At 70.8% G+C, this 17,913-nt stretch carries 17 protein-coding genes; 12 read left to right on the forward strand and 5 right to left on the reverse strand.

Features of this window, described 5'->3' with window-relative positions; genetic code table 11:
* The first annotated feature begins 9 nt into the window (after positions 1–9).
* Genes IR155_RS12245 through IR155_RS12260 form a run of 4 tightly spaced genes read left to right on the forward strand, consistent with a single transcriptional unit; the run spans position 10 to position 3,440 of the window.
* On the forward strand, positions 10–396 hold the full coding sequence (locus tag IR155_RS12245; RefSeq protein WP_135115110.1) for a RidA family protein: 387 nt from the start codon (positions 10–12) through the stop codon (positions 394–396).
* Positions 393–1,778: a M17 family metallopeptidase gene (locus tag IR155_RS12250; protein WP_135115111.1), complete on the forward strand. Its 1,386-nt coding sequence runs from the start codon at positions 393–395 to the stop codon at positions 1,776–1,778. Before IR155_RS12245 ends, IR155_RS12250 begins: the two co-directional genes overlap by 4 nt.
* On the forward strand, positions 1,775–2,749 hold the full coding sequence (locus IR155_RS12255; RefSeq protein ID WP_209306774.1) for an ornithine cyclodeaminase family protein: 975 nt from the start codon (positions 1,775–1,777) through the stop codon (positions 2,747–2,749). Before IR155_RS12250 ends, IR155_RS12255 begins: the two co-directional genes overlap by 4 nt.
* A gap of 34 nt (positions 2,750–2,783) precedes the next feature.
* Positions 2,784–3,440, forward strand: a complete 657-nt coding sequence (locus tag IR155_RS12260; RefSeq protein ID WP_167760779.1) for a GntR family transcriptional regulator — start codon at positions 2,784–2,786, stop codon at positions 3,438–3,440.
* 40 nt (positions 3,441–3,480) lie between these two features.
* Here the strand turns inward: IR155_RS12260 and IR155_RS12265 are convergent, their stop codons facing one another.
* From IR155_RS12265 to IR155_RS12285, 5 genes are all read right to left on the reverse strand, one after another.
* Positions 3,481–4,689, reverse strand: a complete 1,209-nt coding sequence (locus tag IR155_RS12265; protein ID WP_167760780.1) for an MFS transporter — start codon at positions 4,687–4,689, stop codon at positions 3,481–3,483.
* Positions 4,686–5,681, reverse strand: a complete 996-nt coding sequence (locus IR155_RS12270; RefSeq protein WP_167760781.1) for an NAD(P)-dependent oxidoreductase — start codon at positions 5,679–5,681, stop codon at positions 4,686–4,688. Before IR155_RS12270 ends, IR155_RS12265 begins: the two co-directional genes overlap by 4 nt.
* A gap of 76 nt (positions 5,682–5,757) precedes the next feature.
* Complete coding sequence (locus IR155_RS12275) at positions 5,758–6,843, reverse strand: aminotransferase class I/II-fold pyridoxal phosphate-dependent enzyme (protein WP_135115115.1); 1,086 nt, start codon at positions 6,841–6,843, stop codon at positions 5,758–5,760.
* Complete coding sequence (locus IR155_RS12280; RefSeq protein WP_135115116.1) at positions 6,843–8,144, reverse strand: NtaA/DmoA family FMN-dependent monooxygenase; 1,302 nt, start codon at positions 8,142–8,144, stop codon at positions 6,843–6,845. Before IR155_RS12280 ends, IR155_RS12275 begins: the two co-directional genes overlap by 1 nt.
* A gap of 261 nt (positions 8,145–8,405) precedes the next feature.
* On the reverse strand, positions 8,406–9,548 hold the full coding sequence (locus IR155_RS12285) for a M20/M25/M40 family metallo-hydrolase (protein ID WP_135115117.1): 1,143 nt from the start codon (positions 9,546–9,548) through the stop codon (positions 8,406–8,408).
* A 99-nt stretch (positions 9,549–9,647) separates the two neighbouring features.
* Between IR155_RS12285 and IR155_RS12290 the strand changes: the two genes are divergently transcribed.
* From IR155_RS12290 to IR155_RS12325, 8 genes are all read left to right on the forward strand, one after another.
* On the forward strand, positions 9,648–10,415 hold the full coding sequence (locus tag IR155_RS12290) for a GNAT family N-acetyltransferase (RefSeq protein ID WP_167760782.1): 768 nt from the start codon (positions 9,648–9,650) through the stop codon (positions 10,413–10,415).
* Positions 10,412–11,065, forward strand: a complete 654-nt coding sequence (locus tag IR155_RS12295) for a MurR/RpiR family transcriptional regulator (RefSeq protein ID WP_135115119.1) — start codon at positions 10,412–10,414, stop codon at positions 11,063–11,065. The genes IR155_RS12290 and IR155_RS12295 overlap by 4 nt, the downstream gene beginning before the upstream one ends.
* Positions 11,062–12,177, forward strand: coding sequence for an o-succinylbenzoate synthase (gene menC / locus IR155_RS12300; protein WP_135115120.1), 1,116 nt, complete (start codon positions 11,062–11,064; stop codon positions 12,175–12,177). The genes IR155_RS12295 and menC overlap by 4 nt, the downstream gene beginning before the upstream one ends.
* 26 nt (positions 12,178–12,203) lie before the next feature.
* On the forward strand, positions 12,204–13,178 hold the full coding sequence (locus IR155_RS12305; RefSeq protein WP_167760783.1) for an aminotransferase class IV: 975 nt from the start codon (positions 12,204–12,206) through the stop codon (positions 13,176–13,178).
* Between the two features lie 62 nt (positions 13,179–13,240).
* Positions 13,241–14,317 (forward strand): DUF917 domain-containing protein, encoded by a 1,077-nt coding sequence (locus tag IR155_RS12310; RefSeq protein ID WP_135115122.1) that lies wholly within the window; start codon positions 13,241–13,243, stop codon positions 14,315–14,317.
* Positions 14,314–15,801, forward strand: a complete 1,488-nt coding sequence (locus IR155_RS12315) for an amidohydrolase (protein WP_135115123.1) — start codon at positions 14,314–14,316, stop codon at positions 15,799–15,801. Before IR155_RS12310 ends, IR155_RS12315 begins: the two co-directional genes overlap by 4 nt.
* Positions 15,802–15,997: 196 nt before the next feature.
* Positions 15,998–16,999, forward strand: a complete 1,002-nt coding sequence (locus tag IR155_RS12320) for an ABC transporter permease (protein ID WP_228067117.1) — start codon at positions 15,998–16,000, stop codon at positions 16,997–16,999.
* Between the two features lies 1 nt (position 17,000).
* A complete protein-coding gene (locus IR155_RS12325; protein WP_167760785.1) occupies positions 17,001–17,909 on the forward strand; it encodes an ABC transporter permease in 909 nt (302 codons plus the stop codon).
* Positions 17,910–17,913: the final 4 nt, after the last annotated feature.

Consider the following 17,913-nt stretch of genomic DNA (forward strand, 5'->3'; position numbering starts at 1 on the left):
GGAGCCACGATGACGATCACCCACATCAACGCGAGCGCGGGCGCGACCCTCACGCCGGCAGTCGTCGTCGGCGATCTGGTCTACACCGCCGGCCAGGTCGGCATCGATCCCACGACCGGGGCGACGCCCGACGACTTCGCCGCGGAGGTGGAACTCGCGCTGGAGGCGCTGGAGAGCGTGCTCGCAGACGCGGGCTCCGATCTCTCCTCGATCGTCAAGGCGTCCTGCTTCGTGACCGACATCTCGCTGGTGCCCGTGTTCAACGAGGTCTACCGCGCACGGATCCCCGAGCCCCGCCCCGCTCGGAGCACGATCGAGGCCCGCCTGGTGCCGCCCTATCGCTTCGAGATCGAGGTCGTGGCGCGCGTTCGGACCGCGACGGAGCGACGCCCGTGAGCCGGCTGCTCCCGTTCCCCTCGTCCGATCCCGTCGACGCGGCGCTCGCACCGCTCCTGGAGGCGGCCCGGTTCACCGGTGCACCTGGCCAGATCGTGCTGGTACAGCAGGACGATGGGCCCGTCGCGCTGGTCGGCGTCGGCGCGCGCGCCGAGCTCACCGCCGCGCGCGTGCGCACGGCCTTCGCCGCGGCGGGTCGCGCCCTGGGCCACCTGCCGGAGGTCGTGGTGGACCTCGGCACGATCGCCGACGGCCCGCTCCCCCGCCCGGCTCTCGATCGGGCGGCGGCCGAAGGGCTCGTGCTGGGTGGCTACGCGTTCCGGAAGCACCGTTCCGCGGCGGCCGGCGTCGCCACGGAGTGGGTTCCGGTCGAGCCGTCCGAGGCGTGGCGCGAGGGGCTCGAGATCGCCCGGCAGGTGACCCTCGTGCGGGACGTGGTGAACGAACCCGGGAACGTCATGACCCCGGCGGCGCTGACCGACCACCTCGTGGCGCTCGCCGCCGAGCACGGACTCACGGCGGTCGTGCGCGACGCGGCGTGGCTCGCGGATCAGGGCGCCGGCGGGATCATCGCGATCGGCCAGGGGTCCGCGCAACACCCCCGCATGGTCGAGCTCGTGCACAAAGGCGCCGGAGGCGACGTCGACCTCTGCCTGGTCGGGAAGGGCGTCACCTACGACACGGGCGGGCTCTCCCTCAAGAGCCCGGATCAACTGATCTCGATGAACTCCGACATGGCCGGCGTCGCCGTGATCGCCCACGCCATGACCTTCCTGCGGCACGTGGCGCCCTCGTTGCACGTCCGCGCCTTCCTCCCGATCGTGGAGAACATGCCCGGCCCGGATGCCATCCGGCCCGGCGACGTCGTGACGGCACGCAACGGGAAGACCATCGAGATCCTCAACACCGACTTCGAGGGGCGCACGATCCTCGCCGACGCGCTCTCGTTCGCCTCCGAGCGGAAACCGTCCCTGCTGATCGATGTCGCGACGCTCACCTACGGTGCCACGGTGGCGCTGGGGCCTCGCATGGGAGCCCTCCTCGGCAACGACGACGGCGTGCCGTTCGTCGAGCGCGCCGCGGCCTCTTCGGGCGAGCCGATGTGGCGGCTGCCGATGCAGGACTGGATGCAGCCCACGATCGAGTCGCGCATCGCCGACGTCAAGAACTTCCCCTACCAGCCGTCGGCGCGAGCGATCACGGCGGCGATGTTCCTCCGGGAGTTCGTCGCGCCGGGGCTGCCGTGGGCGCACCTCGACATCGCCGGGCCGTCGTGGGCCTTCGAGCAGCAGGAGCTCTCCGGCGAGGGCGCGACCGGGTTCGGCATGCGTCTGCTCGTGGACCTGTTCTCGGATCTCGCCGCACGCACGGAGCCGAGATGAGCCAGGAGGTGATGATCCCGCAGCTGTCCGCCCAGGACATCGCCGCGCTGCTGCCCCCCGAGCACGCCGTGGCCGCGATCGCCGAGGCGCTGCGCGACGGCGTCGACCCGGCGATCGACGCGCGCCGATCCGCGCTCGATCTGACGCGCGGCCAGCTGCTGATCATGCCGTCCGAGGTCCGCTCCGTCATCGGCGTCAAGCTCGTGACGGTCGGCGGGCAGAGCCTGCCCCCGGAGGTGCCGCGGATCCAGGGCACGTTCGTCCTGTTCGACGCGCGCACGCTGCGCCCGGTCTCGATCATGGACGGCGCCGCGCTGACGGCCGTGCGCACGGCCGCGGTGTCGCTCGCGGCGATCCTCCCGCGCCTCCAGACGGAGAGCGGGCCGCTGCGCGTGCTCGCGTTCGGCAGCGGCGCCCAGGCGGCCGCGCATGTGCACGCGCTCACGGCCGCCCTGCGCCGGCGGCGTGCGATCACGGACATCGCGTACGCCGTGCGCACCGACCGCCCGGCGCCGGCGACGCCCGGCGCCGCACCGCGCACCGTGCTCATCGGCACGCCGGAGTACGAGTCGGCGCTCGGCGCTGCGGACGTCGTCTTCTGCACGACAACATCCGCGGCACCGCTGTTCGGCTCCGCGATGGTCGGCGATCGCGCCGTCATCGTGGCGGTCGGCTCGCACCTGCCGGACGAGCGGGAGCTGGACGGCGCCCTGCTGGGCCGGTCCCAGGTCGTCGTCGAGGACATCGGCACGGCGCTGGCCGAGGCCGGGGACGTCGTGATGGCCGTCGAAGAGGGCCATCTCGCTCCCGATCGGCTCATCTCCATGGCGGACGCCGTCCGCGGTGTGGTGCGCCTCGATCCCTCACGTCCTGTCGTGTTCAAGAGCACGGGCATGTCGTGGGAGGATGTCGTCATCGGCGAAAGGATCCATCGCCGCTGGTCGGCGCGGGAGCGACAGCCGGCGCTGTGATGCCCGGCCGGATGAGAGGGCGAGAGGACCGGCGATGCAGCAGCTGACGACCGACCTGCTGATCGATCGCGTCAGCCTCCGCGACCAGGTGGTCGGCATCATGCGTCAGCGCATCGTCTCGGGTGAGCTCCGTCCCGGCTCGATCTACTCGGTCAGTCTGCTCGCCCGAGAACTGGGGGTCTCGAACAGCCCGGTGCGGGAGGCGATGCTCGAGCTCCAGAACCGGGGCCTCGTCTCCGCCGTGCCCAACCGCGGATTCTGCGTCGTGAAGCTGACCGAACGCGAGCGCGCCGACGTCCTGGAAGTGCGCATGATGCTCGAGGTACCGGCGATGACGCGCCTTGCCGACGCGGGGATGCCCGCGGCGATCGCCGGCTTCCGCCCGACCGCCGACGAGATCATGGCCGCTGCCGACGGCGGCGACATCGTCGCCTTCCTCGAGGCGGACCGCCGTTTCCACCTCGGGCTGACAGGGCTGCTCGGAAACGCGCAGCTCGTGGAGACCATCGGCGATCTCCGCGACCGCACACGACTGTTCGCCGACAAGTCCGCCGTGCTGCGATCCGCCCGCGAGCACCTGGACCTGCTCGATCTCCTGGAAAATGGCAACGCCAAAGGTGCGGGCCGTGCGATGGCGGCTCACCTGGAGCACGTGCTGAGCGACTGGAAGGGCACGCCCGCAACCTCCTGACCAACGCGGCAGCGGCGCCGGACGCCGAGAAAATCGGCAGCTAACTGGACTGCGAGGCCAGTGCTCGGCGAAGCCCGCGCCCCGGAAGCACGAGAACGATCAGGACGCCCGCGAGCGCGCATCCGCCCGCGATCGCGAACGCGGCAGCGAAGCCGCCCGTCGCCTGCACCACGATGCCGAGACCCGCTGTGCTGAGCGCGACGCCGATGTCGAACGAGAGGTTGAACGTGCTCACCGCGGACCCGCGCTCCGCCGCGTCGGCACCCGCCGTCGCGGTGCGCATGAGCGCGCCGAACCCGAGCGCGGTGTTGAGGGCGAACAAGACCACCGCGACGTACACGGCCGGCGGCGACGGAACGAAGGCCAGCAACCCGGCGCCGGCGAGGGCGCACGCGCCGCCGACGATAGCCTGCAGGGTCTCGGGCACCCGATCGAACAGACCCGCTCCCCCGATCCGCACGAGCACGACGACGGTGCTGAACGTGAGGAACAGCGGTCCCGATGCGGACATCCCCACGTCGAGCGCATAGAGCGGCAGGAACGCCTGGGCGCCGCCCCACGCCGCGCTCAGCAGCACCCAGCACGCCCCCGCGGGCACCGCTCCCCGGTGCACCATGCGTGTCGCGTGGCTGCCCAGCCGACGCCACATCCCCGCCTCGATCGCGCTCTGCGCGACGACGAACGGCGCCGACGACGACGCCGCCAGGGTCTCATGACGTTGCAGAGCCGTGAGGACGACGACGACCAGCACAGGAATCGCGAGCACCGACCAGGTCCAGGACACCCCGACGAATCGGGTCAGCAGCTCGGCGGCAGAGGGCCCGAGAGCGGTGCCCGCGAACAGCGGCACCGAGGCGAACGCGATGGCGCGCCCCGTGCGTCCGCCGCCCTCGCCGATCGCGCGGGTGAAGACGGCCGTGTGGAACGCGCCCGTGCCGAGGCCCTGCACCACCCGCCACAGGAGCAGCCACCACAACTCCGGAACCACGGCCGTGACGAGCAGGCTCAGCGCGGCGAGGCACACGGCGGGCAGCGCGACGACTGACGGGTGCCAGCGTCGTAGCAACACGCCGCTGACGAGGCGCCCGAGCACGCCGCCGATCCCCGTCGCGAGGGCAGCGATGCCCACCGCGCCGATGGGCACGTCGAGCACGCCGATGACGTACCGCGGCACCGTGGTGGTGAGCCCGCCGAGAGCTAGGAAGACGAGGAAGACGCTCAGCACGCGGGCGGACGCCGCGACGCTCACGAGAACGCAGGGGCGCCGAGGTCCTCGCCGCGGAGGTACGCACCCGCCATGGCCGCCAGAGCGGGGCCGATGTTGTCGCGCATGTGACGCGAGGATGCGCCCGCGTGCGGTGTGATGCTCACGCCCGGGACGTCCCAGAGCGGGTGGTCGGCGGGCAGCGGCTCCGGATCGACCACGTCGAGAGCCGCCCGGACGCGGCCCTCACGCGCTGCCGCGATGAGCGCATCCGTGTCGACGACCCGGCCGCGTCCGACGTTGCCGAGCACCGCGCCCGGCTTCATGCGGGACAGGAAGTCCGCGTCGACCAGGCGTTCCGTACCCACGTTCAGCGGCAGCGCGAGCGACACCGCGTCGGCGAGCGGGAGCCACTGGTCGAGCTCGGTGAACGCGTGCACGCGCTCGCCGCGCGCACCCGTCCGCGTCGTGCGCGCGAAGCGGACAACACGCGCCTTGAACGCCTCGAGCCGCTCGGCGATCCCGCGGCCGACGCCGCCCTGGCCGAGCACGAGGATCGTCGATCCGACGACGCCCTGCACGCCGTGTTCGGTAGCACCGCGCCGGTCGTGCCCGATCCACCGGTGGTCCCGCTGCGCCTGCAAGTGCTCGGGGAACGCGCGCAACGCGGCGATCAGGCCGAGCGCCCCGGTCTCGGCGGTCGTGTCGGTCATCACGTCGGACGAGTTGTACACCGCGACGCCCGGCGGCAGATGGTCGACCAGCCAGTCGTACCCGATGCTCACGGTGCGCACAGCCACGAGGTTCGGCAGATCGCGCAGCCGCTCCCGCAGCTCCCGAGACTGGAAGCCGCCCAACAACGCGAACTCGACGGATTCCGGCTCGATCCGCCCATCCACCAGGTCATCCCACAGCGCAAGCCGGGCGCCCTCTGGCGGAGGACCGGCGAGCTCGAGGTGCTCCTTCGAGAGCACCAGAGCCGTGCGCGGGAGCGTCGCGCCGCACGCGGAGGACGGGACGTGGGTCGTGTCGGTCATGGCGAGGGGCATTCTTTCTTCGGTCGAAGGGCGGAGAGGGGGCCGTCAGACGCTTCGTTCCCGGCGTGGAGGCCCGTCATGCGCTGCGAGCCGTCCACCATCCGGCGACTGCCTCTACGAAGAGGTCGTTGCTCTCGACCGTGTCGACCGTGTACCGGAGGCCGTACCCCTCGTACGCGCGGGCCAGGATGCCGGCGTCCGCGACGTGCGTGAACAGCTCGAGCGCCCGCTCGCCCGCCGGCAGCCACACGAAGTTGCCCTCCGAGCGCGCGGCCGGGATGCCCCGCTGCTGCAGCGCGTCCTCGATGCGGCGCCGCTCCGTCACGATCGCGTCCACCCGCGCCGCGATCAGCTCTCGTCCGACGGGCGAGTAGCAGTACGCCATGCCCGCCTGCGCGAGCCGCGAGACGGCATTGGCGGCACGCATCCGCGAGACGCCGTCCACGATCCGCGGGGCACCCAGCAGGAACCCCGCGCGCAGGCTCGCGAGACCGCACGCCTTCGACAGCGTCTTCAGCACGACCGCGTTCTCGGGCAGATCCGTGCGCATCGTGCCGTAGAACGCGTCGGGATCGCCACCGAACTCGCTGTACGCCTCGTCGAGCAGGATGATCACGCGCGGCGGCAGTTGCGCCGCGAGCTGGTCGAACTGCGTACGCCACAGGGGCGTGCCGCTGGGGTTGTTCGGCGTCGAGATGACCACGACGCGCGTGCGCTCGGTGACCGAGGCGAGCAGCGCGTCCACGTCGTGCCCGCCCTCCGCGGTCCACGGCACGGGCACGGGAACCGCGCCCGCCGCGTGGCACGCGCCGAGGTACCCCTCGAACGTGAGCCAGCTGAACAGCACCTCGTCGCCCGGCTCGCAGACCGATCCGATCACGGTGTGGATGAGCGCCGAGCTGCCTGCGCCGAGCAGCACCTCGTCGACGTCGCGGCCGTGCGCCTCGGCGACCGCCTCGATCGCGGCCTCGCCGGGGCCGCCGTAGCGGTGCAGCAACGGCACCTCAGTGACGATCGCTTCGAGGAGCCCTTCGATCGGCGGCAGGTGCGACTCGTTGAGGCCCGCGCGGATCCTCCCCTCGGGGAACAGCGCACGGCGGAACGCGGGAACGGCCTCCAGGGACCGCCGGAACTGGACGCCGTCATCGACGATCTCGGCCATCAGAACTCCTGCAGGTTCTCTTTGAACGTCTTGTGGGCGAAGCCGTCGCGGATGACGCCGCGGCGGCGCAGCACCGGGGCGAGCCCGTCGGCGACCTCCGCGACGTTCTTCCGCGTGAACGGCAGCACGAAGAGGAAGCCGTCGCCGCCGACCTGCTCCATGGCCTCCTCCATCTGATCGGCCACCACCTCCGGCGTGCCGACCAGCTCGATCGTCTGCTGCCCCGATCGCCCGCTGAGCGCCTCGCGGAAGGTCTTGCCCGACTGCGCGATCCTGTTGAACTGGTCGTACGACGACTTGTGGCCGTTGACCTTGTCCGCCATGTCGGGCAGCGGCGCGTCCAGGTCGAACTGCGACATGTCGATCCCGGACAGGTAGCTGAGCCCCGCGAGCTTGCCCTCGATGTCGGCCGCCGCGGCCTCCTGGCGCGCCCTGTCCTTCGCCTTCGCCTCGTCCATGGTGTCGCCGAGCACGGGCTCGATCAGGTGGACGACCTTGATCTTCGACGCGTCGCGCCCGTTCTCGGTCGCGATGCGGGTGATGTCGTCGCGGTAGCCGCGCATCCCGTCGATGCCCTTCGTCCCCGCCATCACGGTGTCCGCGTTGCGGGCCGCGAAGGTGCGGCCCACGCCGGAGCCGCCGGCCTGGCAGATGACGGGATGATGCTGGGGGCCGGGGATCGTGTTGAGGGGGCCTCGGGTGCGGTGATACTGGCCGTTGTAGTTCGCGTAGTGCACCTTGGCCGGGTCGGCGAACAGGCCAGTGTGCTCGTCCATCACCACCGCGTCGGGCTCCCACGTGTCCCACAGCGCGCGGACCGCGTCGATCCACTCGTCGGCCATCTCGTAGCGCAGGTCGTGCTCGTAGTGCGAGTCGCGCCCGAAGTTCTGCCCCACCGCGTGCGGGCTCGAGGTGACCAGGTTCACCCCGAATCGGCCGTTCGTGAGGTGGTCGAGCGTGGTCGTCAACCGCGCCGCCTGATACGGCGGCGTATAGGAGGTCGTCATCGTCGCGATCACGCCGATGTGGTCGGTCGCCTGAGCGATCAGCGGCACGAGCGGGAACGGATCCAGCCGGAAGATGCCGTGCTCGACCGAGTAGTCCGGGCTGGCCTTGTACACGTCCGGCAGCACCGGCGCGTCCTCGAGCATCACGTAGTCGAACCCCGCGTTCTCGAGCGTTTTCGTGTTGTGCATGAACAGCTCGGGCCTGCCCACGTCGCGCGAGACGTTCCCCGACCAGCGCCCTCCCCACCCGTACTGACCGAAGCCGTAGTTGACGAACCAGGCGAGGCGGAACATGAACTCTCCTTGCGCGAGGGTGGGAGGACGGGGCCGGTCGCACCGAGCGTGCGGAGGGGAGCAGCGCGCGAAGGATAGCCGCGCTATCTCGTGACCTCACCGACCCATTCGAGCTGCCTCCAACGGTAGTGATGCCTAAGCGTCCAAAGCGTTTCGCCATGTTTCGATCGTGAAAACTGATCGACAGGATAGGTGACGTATCTTTTCGCGACCGATGTCGAGGCGTCGGCGCGGCGCGGCGCGCGCAACGCGGTGCCGGTCTCAGGCGACCGCGAGAAGGATCCCGACGAGCTGCTCGATCCGCTCCGAGAGCGCCGAGGTGACGATCTGCTCGTCGACCGCGTGCGCGCCGCGGCCCCGCGGCCCGAAGCCGTCGACGGCCGGGATGCCGAGCGCCGCGACGAAGTTGACATCGCCGGCGCCGGCGGCGGGTCGCCCCCCGAGATCGACGCCCGCGGCCTCGGACAGCCGCTGCCCGAAGGCCGCGTCGGCGGCCGAGGCGAGCCACGCCGGACGGTTCGAGAGCACGGCGCAGGCGATCGCCGCGCCGGGCCGGATCGGCGACAGCTCGCCGAGGCTCGCGAGCACCTCCCTCTCGGTGGCGTGGTCGATGAAGCGAAGGCCCAGCTCGGCGCTGGCGGCCGCGTTCACCACGTTCGCCTTGCCGGGCGCGACGATGGATCCCACATTGCAGAGCACCTCCCGGCCCTGCGCCGAGATCCGGGCGATGTCGTCGCGGATGACGAGGAGCTGGTCGATGAGCTCGTCCGCCGCCGACACGCCCGCGCCGGGGTCGAGAGCGGCGTGAGCCTCCCTTCCGACGACGTCGACGCGCAATCGCGTCGACCCGCGCCGCCCGATCTTGAGCGAGCCGTCCGTGTGCGGCGACTCGAAGCCGATCGCCCCCACGGCCCCGGACGCGGCGGATTCGACGAGGACGCGCGAGCGCGGCGAGCCGATCTCCTCGTCGGCCGTGACGACGAGTCGGACGGCGCGGCGGCGGCCGAGCCGGTTCGCGATCCGCATCGCCGTCTCGATGACGACGAGTCCCGACTTCATGTCGAAGACCCCCGGTCCGGCGATGGCATCGGCCGTCTCGACGAGCGGAACGGCGCCGTCGATGGTGCCGATGGGCCAGACGGTGTCCGAGTGGCCGATGAGGAGGAGCGGTGCTCCCTCGCCCGCCCAGTCGACGACGAGGTGGCTGCCCTCCTCGTCGTCGGTGCGCACGACCGCGCCGCCGAGCGCGCGGTACTCGAGCGCGAGCGCGTCGGCGATGCGGGCGCTCGCATCGCGATGGCGCGATGGGCTCTCGATCCGGACCAGCTCGAGGAGCCGCTCCACGGCCTTCGATCGCTCAGCGGCAGTCTCCGCGGCGATCCGGATTCGCTGATCGTCGGTCATGCTTGTGGAGTATCCGTTTCGCATGTCGTCGATGTAACCAGACGATGGCCGCTTGATTTCGGGATTTGCCCTGCGCCTTTACGCACCTATCATTGCGGCGTGACCCCCACCGCCACCGCCGCCGCCCTGCCGTCCGGCTGGTGGGCGGGACCGCTCGAGACGAACCGCGACCAGCAAGCCGCCGACGCCCTCTACCAGCTGAGCTTCGGGTACTCCGCCCCGACGTACCGGCTCAACCCGCTGCTCCTGAGCGCGCTGGGCCGCACCGGCGGCAGCGTGATCGGCGTCAAGACCGACCGCGAGGAGCTGGTCGGCTTCGCTTACGGCTTCCACGCCGTGGACGAGCGGGGCCCCTACCACTACTCGCAGGCCGCTGTTGTCCACCCCGAGTACCAGGGCTACGGGATCGGCACGCACCTCAAGCATCAGCAGCGCGACTTCACGATCCGGCGGACCGGCGTCGACCGCATGCGCTGGACCTTCCATCCGTCGCTCGCCCGGAACGCGCACCTCAACCTCGCCAAGCTCGGCGGACTGGCGATCGCCTACGACCCCGACTACTACGACCTCCCCGAGTCCGAGCGGCTCGTCGTCGAGTGGACCTTCGCCGGAGACGCGTACCAGGCGCACCGCGATGCGGCCCCCGCGGCGGCGGCCGCGCTCGCAGACCGGGCGACGGAGGTCGTCGTGCCGGAGGCGACCATCGACCGCGCGCACTGGGTCATCGCCGGGCTCGACCGCGTCTCCCTTCTGGCCGCGATCGCGGACCGCTTCGCCGCCGGCGACGTGCTCTGCTGGGCCGGACGGATCGACTCGAAGCGCGCGGCCTACCTGGCCGTGCCCCGGACGGATGGAGCCGCGCGATGAGCCAGACTGCGACAACCCCCGGCGAGAGCCCGGCCGACCGCTTCGACGAGCGGCTGAGCGGTCGTCGCTCGGCCGCCGCCCTCCGCGCGAAGGTGCTCGCCAAAGAACGGGAGAACTTCGATGCCGCGGTCGAGCTCCTCGCGGCCGACCCGGCCGTCCTCGCGGCGGCGGCGCTCCTCGCGGGCGCGCGTCGGCGGTACGTCATCGGCCACGGCAAGTCTCGGTCCTACGCCGCGATGCTCTCATCCGACCTCACCGCCGGCATGGCGAACGTCCACCAGATCGACAACGCCTCCCTTCACTCTCTGGACGTCCTCGCCGACGTCCGCGACACGGACGTCCTCGTCTGCTTCTCCTTCCACCGCTATCGCCACACGTCGGTCGTCGTGGCACAGGAGTTCGCGGCGGCCGGCGGGAATCTCGTCGTCATCACCGACGCCCTCACGTCGCCGCTGATCCCGCTGACGGACACCGTGATCGTGGTCGGCACCGAGAGCGCCTCCTACGTGAACTCCCCCACCGCGGTGACGCTGCTCTGCCACCTGCTCGCCACGCTCAGCGTGTCGAGCGCGAAGGGAGCCAAGCGCCGCATCGGCCGCCGCGAGGACGTCGCCAAACAGCTCGGCCTCTACTGGGACGAGGCGGAATGAGGGTCGCCGGCGTCGCCGTCCACCGCGTTGCACTGCCGCTGAAGCACCGCTTCCAGACCAGTTCGCACAGCAAGCACTTCATCGAGCACCTCCTCGTCGCCCTCACCGACGAGACCGGGGCCGTCGGCTGGGGCGAGATCGCCGCGCCGTCCGACCCGTACTTCGGCTCCGAGACGACGGACACCGCGTGGCTGGTCGCGGAGCGCTATCTGGTCCCCGCGATCCTCGGAACGGAGTTCGACGGACCCGCGGCACTCGAGGCGGCCTGGACGAGGATCCGCGGCCATCACTTCGCGAAGTCCGGCTTCTCGGTCGCCGCCTGGGTTCTCGAGGCGCAGCGGCAGCAGCGTCCGCTGGCGGCGCTGCTCGGCGGCACCCGGACGGCCGTCACCGCCGGTATCTCGCTCGGCATCGAGCCGACCATCGACGCGCTCGTGCTCGAGGTCGCCACGCACGTGGAGTCGGGCTACCCGCGGGTCAAGCTCAAGGTGGCCCCCGGCTGGGACGTGGAGCCGGTGCGGGCCGTGCGCGCCGCGTTCCCTGGCCTCGATCTCCACGTCGACGCGAACGGGGGCTACCCCGCCGTGGACGAGTCCTTCCGGGTGCTCCAGGAGCTCGACGAGCACGGGCTCACGATGATCGAGCAGCCGTTCCACCCTCGGGACTTCCACGCGCACGCGAAGCTGCAGGCACGCGTCCAGACCCCGATCTGCCTCGACGAGTCGGTCGAGGACCTGCACGATCTGCAGACCATGATCGACACCGGCGCCGGTCGCGTCCTGAACATCAAGGTCTCCCGGATCGGGGGCTTCGGGAGCGCGATCGCGGCCCACGACCTCGCCGCCGTGCACGGCATACCCGTATGGTGCGGAGGGATGCACGAGTTCGGCATCGGTCGCCTGGCCAACGTCGCGATCTCCTCCCTCCCCAACTTCTCGCTGCCCTCCGACGTCTCCGGCAGCGACAAGTACTACGAACGCGACGTCGTCATCCCGCCGGTCGTCGCCCGCCACGGCGTCGTCGACGTCCCGACCGAGGCCGGCCTCGGCGGCGACATCGACCACGCCTGGATCGCGGCGAACCGCCGCGATCTCTTCACCGCCTCCGCTTGACCACCGCCACCGAAAGGCCCATGACCATGCCAGAAGTCGTCCTCGTCGAGGCGAACCCCGCCCTCCTCTTCAAGGGAGTGAACGACCCCGGCTTCGACGGCGCACCGATCCGCGAGGTCGACCCCTACGGCAAGCACCTCTCGGTCTTCGACCTGGGGTTCATCCGCGGCGACGGCATCTTCGAGGCGACCTCGGTCGTCGGCGGCGTGCCGCTGGCGATGAAGCTCCACATCGCCCGGCTCGGCCGCTCGGCGCGGCTGCAGGACCTCCCGGAGCTCACCGGCGAGCAGGAGTGGCTCGACGTCTGCCAGGCGGCCATCGACCTCTGGGGGCAGCCGGAAGAGACCGGCACGATCCGGCTCCTCATCTCCCGCGGAGCGGATCCGGTGACCACGGTCGGGCAGGCCGGCCACCCCGGGACGCCGACGATCTTCATCTTCGTCGACACCGTCCGCACCCCCAGGCCCCTGACGCTGACCGGCACCCTGCTCACCCGCGGCTACAGCCTCGAGCTCGTCCGCACGGCTCCCGAGCGGCACCCCTGGCTGCTCATCGGGGCCAAGACGCTGTCGTACACGGCGAACATGGCGACCTACCGGGAGGCCGTGCGCCGCGGCGCCGACTTCGGCATCTACACCTCGACCGACGGGTACGTGCTCGAGGGCGGCACCTCGTCGCTCGTGCTCATGAAGGACGGAAAGCTCACCACCCCGATCCCGGATGTCGGCATCCTGCATGGCACCACCCAGCAGGAGGTGTTCGCATATGCGGAACGCCGGGGGGTCCCGCACGAGTACGCGTTCGTCACCGTCGAGGAACTGCTCGACGCCGACTTCGTGTGGAACATGGGCGGGAGCCGCCTCTCCGCGGTCGAGCGCATCGACGACGTCTCCTTCGCCGCCGACACGGAGTTCGCGGCACAGGCGATGGCCTTCTTCGAGACCGAGCGGGCGTACATCGAGGAGTACACCACAGGGCCGGGCATCCAGCGCTGGCTCTAGCCTGCGACCTTCGCCTCTCGGCACGTCGAGCGCGCCGAGCACATCCGATCGACAGGAGCCGCATGACCGTGCAGATCACCCGTGAGCAGTTGAAGCCGCTGGCCGCCGGAGCGGCGATCCTCGGCTGCGGCGGAGGCGGCGACCCGTACATCGGCCGGCTCGTCGCGGAGGCCGCGATCGACGCGCACGGCCCCGTCGCCCTCGTCGACCTCGATGACGTGCCCGACGACGCCTCGGTCTTCCCGGTGGCCGGCATGGGCGCTCCCACCGTGGGCATCGAGAAGCTCGCGGCGACGGGCCAGGCGGTATCCGCCGTGCAGCTGCTCGCGAAGCACCTGGGCCGGCCGATCGACTACATCACCTGCGGCGAGGTGGGCGGCGGGAACTCGATGGTCCCGATCGCGGTCGCCGCCGAGCTGGGCGTCCCGCTCATCAACGGCGACGGCATGGGCCGCGCGTTCCCCGAGCTGCAGATGGGCCTGGCACCGATGATCGGCGTCTCTGCGACCCCGATGTCGGTGACGGATGAGAAGGGGAACAGGGCGATCCTCGAGACGATCTCGAGCAGGTGGGCCGAGTGGCTTGCCCGCGACGTGACGATCGAGATGGGGACCTCCTCGACGATCTCGCTGTATCCGATGACCGGTGAGCAGGCCAAGCGCGCCCACGTCCGCGGCTCGCTCAGCCTGTGCACCCTGCTCGGCGAGCTCGTGGATTCGACCAGGGCCGCGCACGGTGACATCGGTGCCGCCCTCGCCGAGGAGCTCCGCGGGGTGAGGCTCCTCGGCGGTAAGGTGGCGGACGTCGAGCGCCGCACGCAGACGGGCTTCGCGCGAGGCAACGCCCGCATCGTCGCCGACGGCGGCTCGTGCGAGGAGCTCGTCATCTCGTTCCAGAACGAGTACCTGCTCGCCGAGCTCGACGGCCGCGCGGTCGCCGCGACCCCCGACCTGATCATGCTCATCGAGTCGGACACCGGCACCGCGATCACCGGCGAGTCGCTGCGCTACGGCCAGCGGGTCACCGCGCTCGCCGCCCCGGCCGACGCCCGCTGGTACAGCCCCGAGGGCCTCGAGCTCGTCGGCCCGGAGTACTTCGGCTACGACGCCGAGCCGACGATGGCGGGAGCGGCTCGATGAGCGTCGCGCGGGGCGAGACGATCGCCGCCGTCACGAACGCGACCCTGCTCGGCGCGGCCGAGCCTGTCGACCTGCACCTCGCTGACGGGCGGATCGCCGAGGTGAGCCCGGCGGGGAGCACCGCCGCCACCGGCCCGGCGCTCGACGCCGGCGGTCGCACCGTGCTGCCCGGCTTCTGGGATCACCACGTCCACACGGTCCAGGCGGCGCTGTGGGCGGAGCGGACGAACCTCCTCGGCGCCGCCTCCGCCGCCGAGGCGGCGCGGGCGATGGCCGCGTCCCCGGCCCTGGGTGACGGCCGAAAGGTCGGCATGGGCATGCGCGACGCCCTCTGGCCCGACGAGCCGACCTTCGAACTGCTCGACGCCGCCACCGGCGAGGTGCCGACGTACATCCTCAACTCCGACCTGCACTCGATGTGGATCAACTCGGCGGCGGCCCGCCGCGAGGGGCTCCCCGAGGGCCTCGGGCCGATCCTCCGCGAGATGGACTGCTTCCGCGTCTCCGGTGTCATCAACGCGGTCGACGACGCGCGAAGCGATACGCTCATGGCGCAGCTCGGCCGGCAGGCGGCGAGCCGGGGCCTCGTCGGCATCGTCGACCTGCAGTGGACCTGGACCGAGCCGATGTGGACGCGCCGGATCGCGAACGGATTCGACTGGCTGCGGGTCGACATCGACTTCTATCCCGAGCACCTTCCGCGGGCCATCGCGGAGGGGATGCGGTCGGGGGACGTCGCGCGGGGAGCGGCGGACTCCCTCGCCGTCTTCCACGCGCTGAAGCTCGTGACCGACGGCTCGATCGGCACGCGGACCGCGGCCTGCACGCACCACTACGCGGACGACCACGGCAACTTCGGCGCGATCACCATCGAGGCCGACGCGGTGACCGACTACCTCCGGCAGGCCACCGCCGCCGGCATACGCGTCGCCGTGCACGCGATCGGCGATCTCGCGAACGCGAACGCGCTCGACGCGTTCGAGGCGACCGGCGCCGCCGGCACGATCGAGCACGCCCAGCTCGTGCAGCCCTCCGACCTCGCCCGGATGGCGAGACTCGGCGTCGCCGCCTCGATCCAGCCGGAGCACGCGCTGGACGACCGCGACATCGTCGACCGGGTCTGGGCCGACCAGACGGCGATCGCCTACCCCGGGCGCTCGCTCCAACGTGCCGGAGTCGTCATGCAGCTCGGCTCGGATGCGCCCGTCGCCCCGCTCGACCCATGGATGGCGATCGCCAGCGCGGTGTACCGGCAGAACAGCGAGCGCGCGGCCTGGCGCAGTGCGGAGGCCATCGATCTGGAGACGGCGATCGCCGCGTCGACCCACGCCGGATCGGGGCCGAACGCGCAGCGGATCGCGGCCGGTCAGGTCGCCGATCTGGTGATTTGCGATTCGGATCCTGCCACCGCAGCGCCCCTCGAGCTTCGCACGATGCCGGTCGGGGCGACCCTGCTCGGCGGCCGGATCACGCACCTCGGATGAGCCGAGTTCCCATCGGGGACATTTACATTCGCGAAACAGTGTGAAATAGCCGCGACCCAGCGCCTCGCTAGTCTCGGGCACACGGTCGCCGCCCCAGACCTGCAGAGATTCGTTTCGTATCTCCGTTGCATCTGGCCGCGGTCGTGCTTCCGTCCGGCCAGAGCAGAGGAGAGCGCAGCGCATGGTGGTGGCCCAGATGATCGCCAGACGGGTCCTGTTGATGATTCCGACGCTGCTCGGCGTCGCGCTGCTCGCCTTCTTCATCAACCGCGTGCTCCCCGGTGACCCCGCGCTGCAGATCCTCGGCGACCAGGCGTCCCAGGAGCAGCTCGAGCGGCTCCGCGACCAGATGGGGCTCAACCTGCCGGTCTGGCAACAGTTCCTCAACTATCTCTGGGGCGTCATCCGCTTCGACTACGGCATGGCCTGGCACACCAGCCGCCCCGTGATCGAAGACCTCGCCACGCGCCTGCCCGCCACCATCGAGCTCGCGCTGTGGGCCTTCGTCTTCGCCGTGCTCATCGGGGTGCCCTTCGGCATCATCCAGGCGGTGAGATCGGGCACCGTCACCGACGTCGTGATGCGGGTGGTCGCGCTCGTCGGCGTCTCGATCCCGGGCTTCTGGCTCGCGATCCAGCTCATCCAGACCTTCTACGTGAACCTGGCCATCGCCCCGGCGCCCGCCGGCCGGATCGGGTCGCGGGAGTTCCCGCCGGAGAACATCACCGGCCTCTACGTCCTCGACTCGCTCCTCACCGGCAACTGGCCGCTGTTGGCGTCCTCGATCCAGCACATGATCCTGCCCGCCGCCTCGATGGGCGTCGCGTCGATCGCGGTGATCTCCCGGATGACGCGCTCGGCGATGCTCGATGTGCTCCTCCAGGACTACATCCGCACCGCGCGGTCGAAGGGCATCGGACCGACCAACATCATCATGAAGCACGCGTTGAAGAACGCCGCCCCTGCGATCTTCACCATCACGGCGCTGCAGATGGGGTACCTGCTCGCCGGCGCGGTCATCATCGAATCGATCTACTCGTGGCCAGGCATCGGGCTTTACGTGTACCAGTCGATCCTCGCGAGCGACTACGCGCCGGTGCAGGCCATCATGGTGCTCACCGCGGGAGTCTTCGTCGTCGTGAACCTCATCGCCGATGTCCTCCAGGTCATCGTCAGCCCGAAGACCCGAGGAGCGTGAAGTGGCCAGTCTCGACACCGCGGTGATGGTCGACGTCGCCCGCAGGACCGTTGCCGAGAACCGGATCAACGGCGGGATGCGCCGCCTCGGCCGCTGGGTCCTGAAGAACCCGTTCGCGGCCATGGCGTCGCTGATCATCCTGCTCTACGTGCTCGTCACGATCTTCGCGCCGCTCCTCACCGCGTACGACCCGAACACCTCGAGCGCGAGGGACGCGCTCAGGGCTCCGGACGCCGCGCACTGGTTCGGCACGGACAGCATCGGGCGGGACAACTTCGCCCGCACGATCTACGGCGGCCGCACGACGATCATCGTCGCAGCGACCTCCGTCGTCCTCGGCGGAGCCGTCGGCATCGTCCTCGGCCTTCTCGCCGGATACTTCGCCGGCTGGCGACGCGTCGTCATCAACCGGACGGTCGACGTTCTCTTCGCCTTCCCGGACCTCATCCTCGCGATGGGCATCGCCGCGGCGCTGTCCCCCGGCTTCCTCTCGACCATCGTCGCCATCGCCTTCGGCGCCATTCCGCCCTTCGCCCGCATCACCTACTCCGCGGTGGTGGGCGTCAAGGACAGCGAGTTCGTGCAGGCCGCGCGGCTGTCCGGTACCCGCGCGTGGCGGATCATGCTCATGCACATCCTGCCCAACGTCACGAGCCCGATCCTCGTGCAGTTCACCCTCTCGCTCGGCTTCTGCATCCTCGCCGTCGCGGCCCTGTCCTTCGTCGGCCTCGGGGCGCAGCCGCCCACCGCCGAGTGGGGCCTCATGGTCTCGGAGGGCCGGAACTACATCCTCTCCGGGCAGTGGTGGCTCACGTTCTTCCCCGGTCTGGCGATCGCCGTCCTCGTCCTCTCCTTCAACCTCCTCGGCGACACACTGCGCGACATGCTCGACCCGCGCGTGAAGAGCTGATTCC

The organism is Microbacterium paludicola, assembly GCF_015235415.1.
Lineage (GTDB): Bacteria > Actinomycetota > Actinomycetes > Actinomycetales > Microbacteriaceae > Microbacterium > Microbacterium paludicola.

Bases quoted from the DNA above. Each gene is read 5' to 3' on its own strand.
- IR155_RS12275 (WP_135115115.1), bottom strand. From the start codon at position 6,843: ATGGCCGAGATCGTCGATGACGGCGTCCAGTTCCGGCGGTCCCTGGAG.
- IR155_RS12270 (WP_167760781.1), bottom strand. From the start codon at position 5,681: ATGACCGACACGACCCACGTCCCGTCCTCCGCGTGCGGCGCGACGCTC.
- IR155_RS12315 (WP_135115123.1), top strand. From the start codon at position 14,314: ATGAGCGTCGCGCGGGGCGAGACGATCGCCGCCGTCACGAACGCGACC.
- IR155_RS12285 (WP_135115117.1), bottom strand. From the start codon at position 9,548: ATGACCGACGATCAGCGAATCCGGATCGCCGCGGAGACTGCCGCTGAG.
- IR155_RS12245 (WP_135115110.1), top strand. From the start codon at position 10: ATGACGATCACCCACATCAACGCGAGCGCGGGCGCGACCCTCACGCCG.
- menC (WP_135115120.1), top strand. From the start codon at position 11,062: ATGAGGGTCGCCGGCGTCGCCGTCCACCGCGTTGCACTGCCGCTGAAG.
- IR155_RS12280 (WP_135115116.1), bottom strand. From the start codon at position 8,144: ATGTTCCGCCTCGCCTGGTTCGTCAACTACGGCTTCGGTCAGTACGGG.
- IR155_RS12320 (WP_228067117.1), top strand. From the start codon at position 15,998: ATGATCGCCAGACGGGTCCTGTTGATGATTCCGACGCTGCTCGGCGTC.
- IR155_RS12255 (WP_209306774.1), top strand. From the start codon at position 1,775: ATGAGCCAGGAGGTGATGATCCCGCAGCTGTCCGCCCAGGACATCGCC.
- IR155_RS12260 (WP_167760779.1), top strand. From the start codon at position 2,784: ATGCAGCAGCTGACGACCGACCTGCTGATCGATCGCGTCAGCCTCCGC.
- IR155_RS12310 (WP_135115122.1), top strand. From the start codon at position 13,241: ATGACCGTGCAGATCACCCGTGAGCAGTTGAAGCCGCTGGCCGCCGGA.
- IR155_RS12295 (WP_135115119.1), top strand. From the start codon at position 10,412: ATGAGCCAGACTGCGACAACCCCCGGCGAGAGCCCGGCCGACCGCTTC.
- IR155_RS12305 (WP_167760783.1), top strand. From the start codon at position 12,204: ATGCCAGAAGTCGTCCTCGTCGAGGCGAACCCCGCCCTCCTCTTCAAG.